This is a genomic window from Streptomyces sp. NPDC058240 (assembly GCF_042882135.1).
GTDB lineage: Bacteria > Actinomycetota > Actinomycetes > Streptomycetales > Streptomycetaceae > Streptomyces.
Genome location: NZ_JBHVWT010000002.1, coordinates 287,472 through 303,644 on the forward strand (window position 1 = coordinate 287,472; position 16,173 = coordinate 303,644).

Consider the following 16,173-nt stretch of genomic DNA (forward strand, 5'->3'; position numbering starts at 1 on the left):
TCGCAAGAAGGGACGGGCCCTCTGTTCATTACGCCGGACGGGGCGCTAGCGTGGAGGGACCTTTGCACACGCGGGAGCTCGGAGCACCGGGCTGAGAGGGCGCTGATATCCGTACGTCCGTACGGGACAGGCTGCGCCGACCGCCGAACCTGTTACCGGGTAATGCCGGCGTAGGGAGTAGGTCTCATGACCACAGCGGACGCACGCACGCCTGCCTCGAACCAGAGCGACGAGGCCGGGAAGTCCATCGGCTGGCACAAGGGGTACGTCCAGGGCTCGCGCCCGGACCTCCGGGTGCCGGTCCGTCAGGTGCACCTCACCAACGGCAAGGACGTGACGCTGTACGACACGTCGGGGCCGTACACCGATCCCACCGTCGAGACCGATGTCCGCCGCGGGCTCGCACCGCTGCGGGAGAGCTGGATCGTCGCCCGCGGCGACACCGAGGAGTATCCGGGCCGCCCCGCCCGTCCCGAGGACGACGGGCTCAAGCACACCTCGCCGCGAATGGGGTCTCCCCTGCTCGAGCGAAGCCGAGAGCCCGGGGAAGGACTGCGCAACCTCGACGCGGTCTTCCCCGGCCGCCCGCGCCTGCCGCGCCGCAGCCGGGACAGGCAGCCGGTGACCCAGCTCGCGTACGCCCGCCGGGGCGAGATCACCCCGGAGATGGAGTACGTGGCCATCCGGGAGAGCGTCGAGCCCGAGGTGGTGCGCGAGGAGATCGCGGCCGGCCGGGCCGTGCTGCCGTCCAACGTCAACCACCCCGAGATCGAGCCGATGATCATCGGCAAGCGGTTCCTGGTGAAGGTCAATGCCAACATCGGCAACTCCGCGGTGACGTCCTCCATCGAGGAGGAGGTGGAGAAGATGACGTGGGCGACGCGCTGGGGCGCCGACACCGTCATGGATCTGTCCACCGGCCGCAACATTCACACCACCCGTGAGTGGGTTCTGCGCAATTCCCCCGTGCCGATCGGCACGGTTCCGCTCTACCAGGCCCTCGAAAAGGTCGACGGCCGGGCGGAGGAACTGACGTGGGAGATCTACAAGGACACCGTCATCGAACAGGCCGAGCAGGGCGTCGACTACATGACGGTCCACGCCGGCGTGCGCCTGCCGTACGTACCGCTGACCGCCCGCCGCAAGACCGGCATCGTCTCCCGCGGCGGCTCGATCATGGCGGCGTGGTGCCTCGCGCACCACAAGGAGTCCTTCCTGTACGAGCACTTCGAGGAGCTCTGCGAGATCCTCGCGACCTACGACGTGACGTACTCGCTGGGCGACGGGCTGCGTCCCGGCTCGATCGCCGACGCCAATGACGAGGCCCAGTTCGCCGAACTGCGCACGCTCGGCGAGCTGAACACGGTCGCCAAGCGGTTCGGCGTCCAGACCATGATCGAGGGGCCGGGCCATGTCCCGATGCACAAGATCAAGGAGAACATCGACCTTCAGCAGGAGATCTGCGAGGAGGCGCCGTTCTACACGCTCGGCCCGCTGACCACCGATGTCGCTCCGGCGTACGACCACATCACCTCGGGCATCGGCGCGGCGATGATCGCGTGGTGGGGGACGGCGATGCTCTGCTACGTCACGCCGAAGGAGCACCTCGGCCTGCCCAACCGGGACGATGTGAAGACCGGCGTCATCACCTACAAGATCGCGGCGCATGCGGCGGACCTCGCCAAGGGGCACCCGGGGGCGCAGGACTGGGACGACGCGCTCTCCGACGCCCGTTTCGAGTTCCGCTGGGAGGACCAGTTCAATCTGGCTCTCGACCCGGACACCGCACGGGAGTTCCACGACGAGACACTGCCCGCCGAGCCGGCGAAGACGGCGCACTTCTGCTCGATGTGCGGTCCGAAGTTCTGCTCGATGAAGATCTCCCAGGACATCCGGCGTGAGCACGGCGGCTCGCAGACGGAGATCGAGGCGGGCATGGCGGAGAAGTCCAAGGAGTTCGCGGCGGCCGGCAACCGGGTCTATCTGCCGATCGCGGACTGACCGTACCCGGGACGAGGTATCGCCCCGGAGACTCCTGTCTCCGGGGCGACCGCTCCTGCCGTCCGGCCGGTATGCGGGCTCGGTCAGTCCAGTTCGTGCTCGGGGCCGCCGAAGTCGGGGCTGGTGAAGTCCGGTGAGGTGAACGTCGGGCGGGGGCCCGCCGGGCCGTCGTCCGGGCTGGAGAAGTCCGGCCTGCTGTAGCCGATCTTCGGGATGCGGTTCGCCGAACGGAGCGGTCTGCGGGAGGCGGGAGCGGCTTCGGGATCGGCGAGCGCGTCCCGCAGGAACGGCAGTATGCCGCGCTCCAGCAGGGCGTGGCGCCACGCCTCTCTGGCCCGTGCCACGTCCTCCGGCAATTCGTCCTCGGGGTCCTCGACGGGCTGCGACGTCGATCCGTTGCGCAGCGCGGTGATGAGCAGCCCGGCGGCGGCGACCAGGATGGCGGCGGCCGTGACCGCCGCGAAGAACCAGCCCGCGGAGACCATGGCGGAGGCGAAGGACGGCGGCGGGTCGAGCAGCCTCAGCAGGTAGCCCGCCAGCAGGAATATGAACGCGGCGGTTCCGGCGAGCACGGGTGCCAGGACCGTGACGACTGCTCCTATGCCGACGCCCGACTGATGCGGACGGGCGGTGCCGGACCCGGGGCCCGTGTCCTGGTCCGCCTCTTCGGCGGGGCCGCGCAGTTCCTCGCGGGCCTGCACATAGTGCTTGTACTCGGTGGCGGCCGTCGAGGTGATCAGCTCCGTGGCGTCCAGCGCCATGGTGCGCAGCTGCACGGCGTTGAGCCGCTCGCCGACCGCGGCCAGATCCGGCCGTTCATGGGCATGGCGCAGTGCGTCGTCGAGGATCCGCTCGTACTCGGGGCGGTCCTCGGCCAGCAGGTGCGGAGCGCTGTTCATGTGCATCCCCCGATGCTCCGTAGGGCCTGAATGCCCGCTCTGAACGGGCAGTTGGGCGGAAACGGAGGAGAGCCTGCTACTGATACGCCGATGGTAGAGCGCCCACGGCACGGGGTGACAGGGGGTTTCCGGAAATAGGCCCAGTGGTCGGCGTGGTCGGTTCGTGGATGCGTCTGCCCAGAAGAACGTCAGTCATGCAGGGGCAGTTGGACGACCAGTAGCTTTCCGGCCATGGTCACTCCGCCGTCCATGGCGATGGCGAGCCCGTCCGCGTACACGTGCGGACCTTCGACCACAGGGCCGGAGCCGTCCTCGCCGTCCTCCGAACCGACCTCTCCGAGGAGGTACGGAATGGGGCTGTGACCATGGACGATGCGCTGTCCGCCGTAAGCCGACATCAGCTCCCGGACCGCCTGCGGACCCGATTCGTCACGGAAGGCGAACCGCTTGGTGAGCTTCCGGAAGAGGTCCCAGCACTCATCGGCGTCGTTACGCGTGAGGATGGCGTGCACGGTGTCGTTGACGTCCTCGATGGTGGTGCCGTATTCGAGGTAGGCCGTCGTGTCGGAGTGCATCAGCAGATGCCCGTCCTCCTCGACGATCGCGTCGAGCCGGGACATCCACTGGAGGTGGACGTCCTGGAGCCGCTCCATGTCGTTCTTCTGGCCGCCGTTGAGCAGCCAGGCCGCCTGGAAAGTGGCGGTGCCCGCGCCGGAGTTGACCGGGGTGTCGCTGAACCGCTTCGCGCCGAGGAGCAGCAGTTCGTGATTTCCCATCAGGGCCTTGCAGTAGCCGCCGGCGGCGGCGGCCTCGGCGGACAGGCGCATCACGAGGTCGATGACCCCGATGCCGTCGGGGCCCCGGTCGGTGAAGTCGCCGAGGAACCAGAGCCGGGCATTGCCCGCCGACCATTTGCCGTCGGCGTCGATGAGGCCCTGTTCGGCGAGGGCGGCGTGGAGCTCGTCCAGATAGCCGTGGACGTCGCCGACGACGTACAGCGGCCCGAGGCCCTGGTCCGGAACGGGCCGGGGGTCGGGGACGGCCGCGACCTGCAGGGTGTCACCGCGGTTGATCACGGGAAGATCGCGCGCGGTGGGGGTGTACCCCTCCGGCGGCTCGCCGCCGGGGACGGCATTGCCCGGGTGCGGTGCCGATGGCGGCACCGGGTTCTGGGCATAGGGCGGTACGCGGAAGTCGCGCAACGTCGCAGTCCGCACCACGGGTTCCTGACCGGCCCCCTGTGTCATCGACCCCTCCACCACCGTCGCGCCGCCGTACACCTGACGGGCCCTGCTGGTCGGGGCGGTCCGCGGTGTCGTGCGCCCATCATAGGAATGCGGATCGTGCTCTGTGACGCACCAGGGGTGGTGAATCCGGACGCACGTCGGGTTCACCGGCCGATTGGTCCGAAATCGCCTGATCAATCCCCTGCCGGGGAGCGGGGCGCACTGACCGTGGTGCGGGGTGGACGGCGTTGCGAGGAGGTCCGCACGATGAGTTCGGTCGGTATGACCTGCTCCACCGGTCCGTCGTGAGTCACGCCCTCGATCGCGTCGATCAGGAGCTGGACGACCGCCGTGCCGATCCTGCGCGGCTTGAGCGAGAGGGTGGTGATGGGGGGCTCGGTCGTCGCGTACACGGTGGATTCGCTGCAGCAGACCAGCAGCAGGTCCTCGGGGACGCGCAGGCCGTACCGGCGGGCCGCCGCCAGCAGGTCGGTGCCGTTGGGGTCGAAGAGCCCGTAGACGGCGTCGGGCCGGTCCGGGCGGGCGAGCAGCCGATCGGCGGCCACCGCGCCCGCACACGGGTCGTGGGCGGGGTACGACTCGTACACCGGGTCCTGGCCCACGCGCTCGCACCAGTGGAGGTACGCGGTGGTGGAGAGGCGGGTGTACGTGTCGGTGGTGGTGCCGGTGAGCAGGCCGATGCGGCGGGCTCCGGCGGCGGCGAGATGGTCGAGCAGATCGAGCACGGCGGCCCGGTGGTCGTTGTCGACCCAGGCGGTGACCGGGAGGGTGCCGGCCGGGCGCCCGTCCGAGACGACGGGCAGTCCCTGGCGTACGAGTTCCGTGACGACCGGGTCCTGGTCGGAGGGGTCGATCACGACCGTGCCGTCGAGGGCGACGTTCGACCAGACGTCATGGCGTGAGGTGGCGGGCAGGATGACGAGGGCGTAGCCGCGGGCGAGCGCGGCGGAGGTGGCCGCTCTGGCCATCTCCGCGAAGTACGCGAATTCGGTGAAGGTGAAGGGTTCGTCCCCGTAGGTCGTCACGGTCAGGCCGATGAGGCCGGACTTGCCGGTACGGAGGGTTCGGGCCGCGGCGGAAGGGCGGTAGCCCAGGCGCTCTGCGACCTCGCGGACATGGCGGCGGGTGGCGTCCGGGAGCCTGCCCTTGCCGTTGAGCGCGTCGGAGACGGTCGTGATGGAGACTCCGGCGGCGGCGGCCACGTCCCGGATTCCCGCTCGTCCCTGCCGGCCGCCGCGCCGGGGTGTGTCCGTCCGGCTCACCTGGTGCTTCCCTGCTGCTGTCATGGCGAGCCGATAGTAGGGCTCGGAAGGGCGGTTGGCCTGGTCGCATATCCACTCGTTGACAGGCACGTTTTTGCATGATCATTTAAGGTCAAATGCCTTGCAAAGCAAGGATGTTGAGGGACTTGACCGTAGTGTGTCATGTGTCGAAGTCGATGGGCCTACTAAATGGCCGATGTCTCGAAGAGGTCTCATCTCACCTCTTCGAGGGATGCGCGCCACGGAGTGAGCCACCGGCGCGCGCCGGAGCGGATGGCGCTCCCCCCATTCCTGGTCGCACCGGACGATTGGACCGCTCCGGCCATTCGCAGCAGCGCCCAATCCTCATAAGGTGAGCAGTATTGATGTGTACAGACGGTCGAGGAGGACCTGCGGTGAGCGAGACGAGCCCCAAGCTGCGCGCCGAGCTGGACGGCGTTCCCGCCTATGTACCGGGCAAGCCGGCCGCTGCCGGCGGACCGGTCGCGTTCAAGCTGTCCTCCAACGAGAACCCGTATCCGCCGCTGCCCGGGGTGATGGAGTCCGCCCTGGCCGCGGCTGCGAACTTCAACCGCTACCCGGACATGGCCTGTACCGGCCTGATGAACGAGCTGGCCGAGCGTTTCGGTGTGCCCCTCTCGCACCTCGCCACCGGAACCGGCTCGGTCGGCGTCGCGCAGCAACTGCTCCAGGCCACGTCGGGCCCGGGTGACGAGGTCATCTACGCCTGGCGCTCCTTCGAGGCGTACCCGATCATCACGCAGGTCAGCGGTGCGACCTCGGTGAAGGTCCCGCTGACCGACAGTGACGTGCACGACCTCGACGCGATGGCGGACGCGATCACGGACCGCACCCGGATGATCTTCGTCTGCAACCCGAACAACCCGACCGGCACCGTGGTGCGCCGGGACGCGCTGGAGCGGTTCCTGGACCGGGTGCCGGGCGATGTCCTCGTGGTGCTCGACGAGGCGTACCGGGAGTTCATCCGTGACGTCGAGGTGCCGGACGGCATCGAGATCTACCGGGACCGGCCCAATGTGGCGGTGCTGCGGACCTTCTCCAAGGCGTACGGCCTGGCGGGTCTGCGGGTCGGTTTCGCCGTGGCCCACGAGCCGGTGGCGGCCGCGCTGCGCAAGACGGCGGTGCCCTTCGGGGTCAGTCAGCTCGCGCAGGACGCGGCGGTCGCCTCGCTGCGTGCCGAGGACGAACTCATGGGGCGGGTGGGCTCGTTGGTGTGCGAGCGCCAGCGTGTGCAGCGGGCACTGGCCGGCCAGGGGTGGACCGTGCCGGATTCCCAGGCGAATTTCGTCTGGCTGCGGCTCGGGGACCGTACCGCCGACTTCGCCGCGGCATGTGAGCGGGCCGGAGTGGTGGTCAGGCCGTTCGCGGGCGAGGGCGTGCGGGTCACGATCGGGGAGGACGAGGCGAACGACCTGTTCCTGAGGGTGGCGGAGTCGTACCGCAAGGAGCTGTAGGGCGGTCGCGCAGGCCGCGCGACTCGGGGACCGGGCCCCGCACCTCGTTCGACGAGGTGCGGGGCCTTCTCGCTGTCGGGGTCCGCGGTGCTCCCGGGCGTCTGGTTCGGGCAGATTGATCGGAACGTCCCAAGAGGGGTACCCCGCCCGAACGTCCCGAAAGTCTGTGCGCCATAATGCTTGTGAATGTGAACGCGTTCACAAGCGTGTCCTGTTCCTCCCGTGATTAGTCGGATTTAAAGGGCAAAGTGCCGGTGTGATTACGGCGACGTAAGGAGAAGACGACGTGGAGCTAGCTCTGGCGCCGGAAACCCTGGCGCGATGGCAGTTCGGTATCACTACCGTCTATCACTTCCTGTTCGTCCCCCTGACGATCTCTCTCGCCGCGCTCACCGCCGGCCTGCAGACCGCCTGGGTCCGGACGAACAACGAGAAGTACCTCAGGGCGACGAAGTTCTGGGGCAAGCTTTTCCTGATCAACATCGCCATGGGCGTCGTCACCGGCATCGTCCAGGAGTTCCAGTTCGGCATGAACTGGTCCGACTACTCGCGGTTCGTCGGCGACATCTTCGGTGCCCCGCTCGCGTTCGAGGCACTGATCGCGTTCTTCTTCGAGTCCACCTTCATCGGCCTGTGGATCTTCGGCTGGGACAAGTTGCCGAAGAAGATCCATCTCGCCTGCATCTGGATGGTCTCCATCGGCACCATCCTGTCCGCGTACTTCATCCTGGCGGCCAACTCCTGGATGCAGCACCCGGTCGGCTACCGGATCAACAAGGAACGCGGCCGGGCCGAGCTCACCGACTTCTGGCACGTGCTCACCCAGAACACCGCGCTCGCCCAGTTCTTCCACACCATCACCGCGGCCTTCCTGGTCGGCGGCGCGTTCATGGTCGGCATCGCCGCCTTCCATCTGGCGCGCAAGAAGCACATCCCGGTGATGCGGACCTCGTTGCGGCTCGGCCTGGTCACCGTGGTCATCGCCGGACTGCTCACCGCCATCAGCGGCGACCAGCTCGGCAAGGTCATGTTCAAGCAGCAGCCGATGAAGATGGCCGCCGCCGAGGCGCTCTGGGAGGGGCAGGACTCGGCGCCCTTCTCGATCTTCGCGGTCGGCGACGTGGCCAAGGGCCACAACACCGTGGAGATCTCCATCCCGGGGATACTGTCCTTCCTCGCGGACGACAGCTTCACTTCGTACGTCCCCGGCATCAACGACATCAACAAGGCCGAGCAGGAGAAGTTCGGACCCGGCGACTACCGGCCCAACATCCCGGTCGCGTTCTGGAGCTTCCGCTGGATGATCGGCTTCGGGATGGCGTCCTTCGGCCTCGGCATCCTCGGACTGTGGCTGACCCGGAAGAAGTTCATGCTGCCGCCGGGGCTGCGGACCGGTGAGGACGAAGTGCCCCACCTGGTCCTCTTCAAGAACAAGGCTCTCAGCCCGAAGCTCGCCAAGTGCTACTGGATCGTCGCGCTCTGGACGCTGCTCTTCCCGCTGATCGCCAACTCCTGGGGCTGGATCTTCACCGAGATGGGCCGCCAGCCCTGGGTCGTCTACGGCGTGCTCCAGACCCGCGACGCGGTCTCCCCCGGCGTCTCGCAGGGCGAGGTGCTCACCTCGATGATCGGCTTCACCCTGCTCTACGCCGTGCTCGCGGTCGTCGAGGTCAAGCTGCTCGTGAAGTACATCAAGGCAGGTCCGCCGGAGCTCACGGAGGCCGACCTCAACCCGCCCACCAAGATCGGCGGCGACCATGACGACGCCGACCGGCCGATGGCCTTCTCCTACTGAGAGCAGAGGAGCTGAGAGATGGAACTCCACGACGTCTGGTTCGTACTCATCGCCGTCCTCTGGACCGGCTACTTCTTCCTGGAGGGATTCGACTTCGGGATCGGTGTCCTCACCAAGCTGCTGGCCCGCGACCGCAAGGAACGACGGGTCCTGATCAACACGATCGGGCCCGTCTGGGACGGCAACGAGGTGTGGCTGCTCTCCGCGGGCGGTGCGACCTTCGCCGCCTTCCCCGAGTGGTACGCCACCCTGTTCTCCGGCTTCTACCTGCCGCTGCTGCTCATCCTGGTCTGCCTGATCGTGCGCGGGGTCGCCTTCGAGTACCGGGCGAAGCGGTCCGGCGAGAAGTGGCAGACCAACTGGGAACACGCCATCTTCTGGACCTCGTTGCTCCCGGCCCTGCTCTGGGGCGTGGCCTTCGGGAACATCGTGCGCGGCGTGAAGATCGACGCCGACATGGAGTACGTGGGCAACTTCTGGGACCTGCTCAACCCGTACGCCATCCTCGGCGGACTGGTCACGCTCTCCCTCTTCACCTTCCATGGCGCCGTGTTCGCGGGGCTCAAGACGGCCGGGGACATCCGGGAGCGGGCGGGCAGGCTGGCGCTGAAGCTGGGGATCGTCACCGCGGTGCTCGCGCTCGGCTTCCTGATCTGGACCCAGCTCGACAACGGGGACGGCTGGAGCCTGCTGGCGATGATCGTCGCTGTGGTGGCACTGGTCGGCGCGGTCGCCATGATCGCGGCGGGACGCGAGGGATGGTCGTTCGCGTTCTCCGGCGTGACCGTCGCGGCGGTGGTCGCCATGCTCTTCCTGACGCTCTTCCCGAACGTCATGCCGTCCTCGCTGAACGACGCCTGGAGCCTCACGGTCACCAACGCCTCGTCCACCCCGTACACACTGAAGATCATGACCTGGTGTGCGGGGATCGCCACCCCCGTCGTCCTGCTGTACCAGGGCTGGACGTACTGGGTGTTCCGCAAGCGCATCGGCACGCAGCACATCGCCGAGGCGCACTGAACGCATCTGAAGCCGGTCCGGCGGATCGCGGCCGGGGCACGACGCCGACCCCGATCCGCCGGACCGGCCCTGGTCCACCGACCGAGCTTGCCTAGGGGCTGTTTCACGTGAAACCGATCGACCCGCGTCTGCTCCGATACGCCCGCGCCACCCGCCTCTTCCTGGCGGCCGTGGTGGCGCTCGGAGTTGTCGGGGCGGCGCTGGTCATCGCCCAGGCCATGCTCATCGCCGAAGTGGTGGTGGGCGGGTTCGAGGACGGACTGACGGTCTCCGCTCTGCGGACCCCACTGATCCTGCTCGCCGCGGTCGCGCTCGGCCGGGGGCTGGTCTCCTGGCTGACCGAACTGGCCGCGTACCGGGCCAGCGCGGCGGTCAAGTCCGAACTCCGCGGCCGGCTGCTGGCGCGGGCCGCGGCGCTCGGCCCCGGCTGGCTGAACGGACAGCGCACCGGCTCCCTGGTGGCGCTCGCGACCCGTGGCGTCGACGCGCTGGACGACTACTTCGCGCGCTATCTGCCGCAGCTCGGCCTCGCGGTCGTCGTGCCGGTGGCGGTCCTTGCCAGGATCCTCACCGAGGACTGGGTCTCGGCAGCGATCATCGTGGTCACGCTGCCGCTCATCCCGCTCTTCATGATCCTCATCGGCTGGGCCACCCAGTCACGGATGGACCGCCAGTGGCGGCTGCTGTCCCGGCTCTCCGGCCACTTCCTCGACGTGGTCGCCGGACTGCCGACGCTGAAGGTCTTCGGCCGCGCCAAGGCGCAGGCCGAGTCCATCCGTACGATCACCTCGCAGTACCGCCGGGCCACGTTGCGGACCCTGCGGATCGCGTTCCTGTCGTCCTTCGCCCTGGAACTGCTGGCGACGCTGTCGGTGGCCCTCGTCGCCGTCACCATCGGCATGCGGCTGGTGCACGGCGAACTCGACCTCTACACCGGCCTGGTGGTGCTGATCCTGGCGCCCGAGGCCTATCTGCCGATCCGCCAGGTCGGAGCGCAGTACCACGCCGCCGCCGAGGGGCTCTCGGCCGCGGAGGAGATCTTCGCGGTCCTGGAGACCGAGCTCCGGCAGGACGGCACGGCGGACGTGCCCGGTTCACTGCGGCTGGAGCTGGAGCGGGTGACCGTGCGGCACGAGGGCCGTGCCGAACCCTCGCTGGACGGGGCCTCATTGGTGGTGGACGAAGGGGAGACCGTGGCCCTGGTCGGCCCCAGCGGCGTCGGGAAGTCCACCCTGCTCGACGTGGTCCTCGGCTTCACGCACCCCGACGAGGGGCGGGTACGCGTCGGCGGCGTCGACCTGACGACGCTCGCGCCCGAGCGATGGCGGGAACGGATCGCCTGGGCGCCGCAGCGCCCGCACCTCTTCGCGGGCACCATCGCGGAGAACGTACGACTGGCCCGGCCGGATGCCGACGACAGCGCGGTGACGGCCGCGCTGCGGGACGCCGGGGCCTCCGACTTCGTGGCGGAACTGCCGGACGGGGCACGGACGCTCATCGGCGAGGACGGCGCGGGCCTCTCCGCCGGACAGCGGCAGCGGCTCGCCCTCGCGCGGGCCTTCCTCGCCGACCGCCCGCTGCTGCTGCTCGACGAGCCGACCGCGAGCCTGGACGGCGAGACGGAAGCGGGGATCGTCGAGGCGGTACGGCGGCTGGCGGTGGGACGGACCGTGCTGCTGGTCGTGCACCGCCCGGCGCTGCTCTCGGTGGCCGACCGGGTGGTGACCCTCGAACCGGGCGCGACGGCGCGGCCGGCGATGACCGAGGCGTCCGCGGCCGTGCCGCGGCCGACGAGCGCTCCCTCCGACCGGACGGAGACGAGCGCTCCCTCCGACCGGATCGACGAGGGAGCGGAGCCCGAGGTGCTGAGGGACACCGCGGCCCGCTCCGGCCGGGTCCTGGCACGGGTCAGGGAGGCCGCCGGGGCACAGCGCGGCCGGCTGGCACTCGCGCTGCTGCTGGGAAGCCTCGCCCTGGGCTCGGCCGTCGGGCTCATGGCCGTCTCCGGCTGGCTGATCTCGCGCGCCTCCGAACAGCCCCCGGTGCTCTATCTGATGGTCGCCGTGACCGCGACCCGCGCCTTCGGACTCGGGCGGGCCGTCTTCCGCTACGCCGAGCGTCTGGTGTCGCACGACGCGGTGCTCAAGATGCTCGCCGAACTGCGCGTCGCGGTCTACCGGGGCCTGGAGCGCGTCGCGCCCGCCGGACTGCGCCGGACCCGGCGCGGGGACCTGCTCTCCCGGCTCGTCGCCGATGTCGACGCCCTGCAGGACTACTGGCTGCGCTGGATGCTGCCCGCCGGGACCGCCGTGGTCGTCGGAACGGCGGCTGCCGGATTCATCGGCTGGCTGCTGCCGGCAGCAGGCGCCGTGCTGGCCGCCGGACTGCTGCTGGCCGGAGTGGGAGTGCCGCTGGTGAGCAGTGCCTGCTCCCGTCACGCGGAACGCCGGCTCGCCCCCGCGCGCGCCGATCTGGCCACCCGGGTCACGGACCTGCTCGGCGGGACCGCCGAACTGACCGTCGCGGGTGCCCTGCCAGCCCGTACGGAACGGACCCGGGACGCCGACGGCGTACTGACCCGCATCGCCGCCCGCGCGGCGACCGCCACCGCGCTCGGCGGCGGCCTCATCGCCCTGGTCGCCGGCCTCACCGTCGTCGCCACCGCGCTCGTCGCCCTTCCCGCCGTGCACGACGGCCGGCTCGCGGGTGTGGAACTCGCGGTGGTGGTGCTCACCCCGCTGGCCGCCTTCGAGGCCGTGACCGGTCTGCCGCTCGCCGTGCAGTACCGTCGGCGGGTCGAGCGGAGCGCGGAGCGGGTGTACGAGGTGCTGGACGCCCCGCTGCCGGTACGCGAACCCGACAACCCGGCCGAGGCGCCCGTATCGCCCTTCCCGCTGGAGGTACGGGGGCTGTCGGCCCGGTACCCGGGAGCAGGCCGGGACGCCCTCGACGCCGTCGATCTGACGTTGACGGCTGGCCGGCGTATCGCCGTCGTCGGACCCTCCGGCTCCGGGAAGACGACCCTCGCGCAGGTCCTGGTCCGCTTCCTGGACGAGCGGGCCGGTACGTACCGGATCGGCGGCGTCGAGGCCCGTGCGCTGGAGGGGGACACGGTCCGGCGGTTCGTCGGGCTGTGCGCCCAGGACGCCCATGTCTTCGACAGCTCCATCCGGGAGAATCTGCGGCTGGCCCGAACCGGTGCGACGGAGGAGGAGCTGCGGTCCGCCCTCGGCCGGGCGCGGCTGCTCGACTGGGCCGACGCGCTGCCCGACGGGCTCGACACCCTCGTCGGCGAACACGGCGCACGCCTCTCCGGCGGCCAGCGCCAGCGCCTCGCCCTGGCCAGGGCGATCCTCGCCGACTTTCCCGTCCTGGTCCTGGACGAGCCCGCCGAGCATCTCGACCTGGCGACCGCGGACGCCCTGACTGCGGACCTGCTGGCCGCCACCGAGGGGCGCACGACCGTGCTGATCACCCATCGCCTGCAGGGACTCGAAGCCGTCGACGAGGTGCTGGTGCTGGACGCCGGCCGGGTCGTGCAGCGTGGCTCGTACACCGATCTCGCCGCCGGGGAAGGCCCCTTGCGCCGGATGCTGGAGCGCGAGCGGGAGACCGCACGGGCGCCGGAAGGGACCGTGGTCGAGCGGGAGAGTGCGCGGGTGCCGGAAGGGGCCGTGGGCGTGCAGGTGTGAGCCGGGCGGCGCGACAGCCGACTTTCCTCCCCAATCAGGACTAACTACTCTCGGGGTATGCCGGAGCAGGACCCGAAGGACTCACTCGAAGCGGCTACCCGGGCGACCCGCAGCCTGCAGGGCCTGTCCACCGAGATCACCGCCCGCATCCCTCAGCTGCTGGAAGCCATGCGCTCCGTCGGCGCGGGGCTGGAACTGCACTCCACCCTCGACCGGATCTGCGAGACGGCCGCCGAACTCGCCCGATCCCGCTACGCCGCCATCGGGGTCGTGGACGAGGAGGGCGAAGGGCTCTCCGACTTCGTCACGTACGGAGTGCCGGACGAGGTGGCGGAAGAGATCGGGCACCGCCCCGACGGGCACCGGGGACTGCTGGGCGCGCTGATCCACGATCCGGTACCGGTGAGGCTCGCCGATCTGACGGCCGATCCGAGGTTCGCCGGTTTCCCGCCCGGCCATCCCCGGATGCGGACCTTTCTCGGCGTCCCGATCCGCGTGCAGGGAGAGATCTTCGGAAATCTCTATCTGGCCGAGAAGGACGACGGCGGCGAGTTCAACGACTACGACCTGCACATGGTCCGGGTGCTCGCCACGGAGGCCGGGATCGCCATCGGCAACGCCCGGCTGTACGAGGCGGCACGCCAGCGCGAGCGGTGGATCGACGGATCGGTGGCCGTGACAACCGCCCTGCTCTCCGGCGGGGACGCCGACGACGCGCTCTCCGTCGTCGCCGAACAGGCCCGCCGGCTGGCCGACTCCGCCGCCGGGATCGTACTGCTGCCCACCGAGGACGGCGGGCTGGAGATCGTCGCCGTCTCCGCGGACGACCCCTCCTCCTCGCTCGGAGTGATCATCGGGCCCGAGAGCTCGGTGGCGGCGAAGCTGCTGGGCGGCGAGGCGGTCTTCGTGGACGATTCGGCCACCGACCCCCGCATGGTCACCAGGCTGGCCCATCGGTACGGCCCGAGCATGCTGCTGCCCCTGCACAGCGGCGGGCGGGTGCTCGGCGCGCTCGCCACCCCCCGCGCCCGGGGCGGCAGACCCTTCACGGAGGCGGAGCGGACCCTCGCCACCCAGTTCGCCTCGCAGGCGGCGCTCGCGCTGATGATGGCCGAGGCACAGCGGGACCGGGAGCGGCTGGCGGTCTACGAGGACCGGGACCGGATCGCCCGCGATCTGCACGATCTGGTCATCCAGCGGCTGTTCGCCACCGGGATGATGCTGGAGAGCGCCCAGCGCCGGTCGGTCGTGCCCGAGGTGCAGACCGGGGTCGGCCGGGCGGTCGACGAACTGGACGTGACCATCCAGGAGATCCGTACCGCGATCTTCGCGCTGCAGCAGGAACCCGCCGAGGCGCCTTCGGGGCTGCGCACCCGCGTCCTGCGCGAGATCAACATGGCGGCGGTCCCGCTGGGCTTCAAGCCCTCGCACCGCTTCCTCGGCCCGGTCGACTCGCTGGTCGGCGAGCTGACCGGCAAGAACCTCATCGCGGCGCTGCGGGAGGCGCTGTCCAACGCCTTCCGGCACGCCGAGGCGTCGTTGATCGACGTGGTCGTCGACGCGACCGCCACGCTGCCCGACGGGAGGGACGCGGTGCGGTTGTCGGTCGCCGACGACGGAGTGGGCATCCCCGAGGGCGGCCGCCGCAGCGGGCTGCGGAACCTGGCGCGCCGGGCGGAGTCGCTCGGCGGCGCGAGCTGGTTCGGGCCCGGGATCGGGGAGGACGGGGGCGGTACGACGGTGGTGTGGGAGGCGCCTCTGTGAAGGCGGCCGGGCCCTGCCTCTTCCGGAGGAGGGGGCTCAGCGCCCGATGCCGGACGCCCGGCGCTCGGCGATGATCCGCTCGATGACGACCGCGACACCGTCCTCGCCGTTGGTGGAGGTCCGGCCGGAGGCGGCGGCGAGCGCGGCCGGGTGGGCGTTGCCCATGGCGTACGACGTGCCCGCCCAGCTCAGCATCTCCACGTCGTTGGGCATGTCCCCGAAGGCGACGACCTCGGCGGGCGAGATACCGCGCTCGGCGCAGCAGAGCTCCAGCGTGCTGGCCTTGGAGACCCCGGGACCGCTGACCTCCAGCAGGGCCGTGGGGCTGGACCGGGTGAAAGAGGCCCGCTCACCGGCCGTCGCACGGGCCAGGGCGAGGAAGTCGTCCGGGGCGAGTTCGGCGTGGTGGGCGAGGAGCTTCAGTACGGGGACGCCGGTGCCGGGCGGCTCCTCGTGCAGCAGCTTCTCGGCTACGGCGACCGAGGCGCACGGGTCCAGGTGGAACGGCGGGTAGTCCGGTTCGTAGTGGATGCCGGTGGCCAGCTCGACGGCGAAGGTGGTGCCGGGGGCGGCGGCGCGCAGCGAGTGGACCACGTCGAGGGCGATGGCGCGCTCCAGCGGCCGGACCTCGACCAGCTCGCCGCCGGCGTGCAGATCGGCGACCGCCGCGCCGTTGGCGCAGATCGCCAGGCCGTGGCCGTGCACATGGTCGCTGACGACATCCATCCAGCGGGCCGGGCGCCCGGTGACGAAGAAGACCTCGATACCGGCCTCCTCGGCAGCGGCGAGCGCGGCGACCGTACGGTCGGAGACCGTCTTGTCGTCGCGGAGCAGGGTGCCGTCCAGGTCGGTGGCGATCAGCCGGATAACGGCAGGCGAAGGCGAGTCGGTAGCTGAGGTCACCGGGCCATTCTCGCGCACGAGGGTGCACGGGCGTGCGGAGGGGCGCACATCTGAGGATGCGCGCCCCTGACCAGGCGAACATGCCTGGTGTATATGCCAACGGTCCCGACGGTGG

The 16,173-nt window shown here is 70.1% G+C and carries 10 protein-coding genes and 1 riboswitch; of the genes, 6 read left to right on the forward strand and 4 right to left on the reverse strand.

Annotated elements, in window-relative coordinates:
- Nucleotides 1–60 precede the first annotated feature (60 nt).
- Nucleotides 61–194, forward strand: a riboswitch (TPP riboswitch).
- A complete protein-coding gene (thiC, locus tag ACFVX4_RS06575; RefSeq protein WP_389972553.1) occupies nucleotides 187–2,001 on the forward strand; it encodes a phosphomethylpyrimidine synthase ThiC in 1,815 nt (604 codons plus the stop codon). (Overlaps the previous riboswitch by 8 nt.)
- An 83-nt stretch (nucleotides 2,002–2,084) precedes the next feature.
- Here thiC and ACFVX4_RS06580 read toward each other — a convergent pair whose 3' ends face one another.
- From ACFVX4_RS06580 to ACFVX4_RS06590, 3 genes are all read right to left on the reverse strand, one after another.
- The gene (locus ACFVX4_RS06580) at nucleotides 2,085–2,906 is read right to left on the reverse strand and encodes a hypothetical protein (protein WP_389972555.1); all 822 of its coding nucleotides are present in this window, start codon (nucleotides 2,904–2,906) and stop codon (nucleotides 2,085–2,087) included.
- Between the two features lie 182 nt (nucleotides 2,907–3,088).
- Nucleotides 3,089–4,147: a metallophosphoesterase gene (locus tag ACFVX4_RS06585; RefSeq protein ID WP_389972557.1), complete on the reverse strand. Its 1,059-nt coding sequence runs from the start codon at nucleotides 4,145–4,147 to the stop codon at nucleotides 3,089–3,091.
- Between the two features lie 173 nt (nucleotides 4,148–4,320).
- A complete protein-coding gene (locus ACFVX4_RS06590) occupies nucleotides 4,321–5,433 on the reverse strand; it encodes a LacI family DNA-binding transcriptional regulator (RefSeq protein ID WP_093548194.1) in 1,113 nt (370 codons plus the stop codon).
- Between the two features lie 371 nt (nucleotides 5,434–5,804).
- Between ACFVX4_RS06590 and hisC the strand changes: the two genes are divergently transcribed.
- The 5 genes from hisC (at nucleotide 5,805) to ACFVX4_RS06615 (ending at nucleotide 15,155) form a co-directional block, all read left to right on the forward strand.
- Complete coding sequence (gene hisC / locus ACFVX4_RS06595) at nucleotides 5,805–6,884, forward strand: histidinol-phosphate transaminase (RefSeq protein ID WP_389972559.1); 1,080 nt, start codon at nucleotides 5,805–5,807, stop codon at nucleotides 6,882–6,884.
- Nucleotides 6,885–7,170: 286 nt separating this feature from the next.
- Nucleotides 7,171–8,679 carry a cytochrome ubiquinol oxidase subunit I gene (locus tag ACFVX4_RS06600; protein WP_389972561.1) on the forward strand — a complete coding sequence of 503 codons (1,509 nt, stop codon included), beginning with the start codon at nucleotides 7,171–7,173 and terminating at the stop codon, nucleotides 8,677–8,679.
- Nucleotides 8,680–8,697: 18 nt separating this feature from the next.
- Nucleotides 8,698–9,699: a cytochrome d ubiquinol oxidase subunit II gene (gene cydB / locus ACFVX4_RS06605; RefSeq protein WP_266416733.1), complete on the forward strand. Its 1,002-nt coding sequence runs from the start codon at nucleotides 8,698–8,700 to the stop codon at nucleotides 9,697–9,699.
- A gap of 107 nt (nucleotides 9,700–9,806) precedes the next feature.
- Nucleotides 9,807–13,391, forward strand: coding sequence for a thiol reductant ABC exporter subunit CydD (cydD, locus tag ACFVX4_RS06610; RefSeq protein ID WP_389972563.1), 3,585 nt, complete (start codon nucleotides 9,807–9,809; stop codon nucleotides 13,389–13,391).
- Between the two features lie 57 nt (nucleotides 13,392–13,448).
- Entirely contained in the window at nucleotides 13,449–15,155 is a 1,707-nt protein-coding gene (locus ACFVX4_RS06615; RefSeq protein ID WP_389972565.1) for a GAF domain-containing sensor histidine kinase, read from the forward strand.
- A gap of 36 nt (nucleotides 15,156–15,191) precedes the next feature.
- Here ACFVX4_RS06615 and ACFVX4_RS06620 read toward each other — a convergent pair whose 3' ends face one another.
- Entirely contained in the window at nucleotides 15,192–16,058 is an 867-nt protein-coding gene (locus ACFVX4_RS06620; protein ID WP_389972567.1) for a Cof-type HAD-IIB family hydrolase, read from the reverse strand.
- Nucleotides 16,059–16,173: the final 115 nt, after the last annotated feature.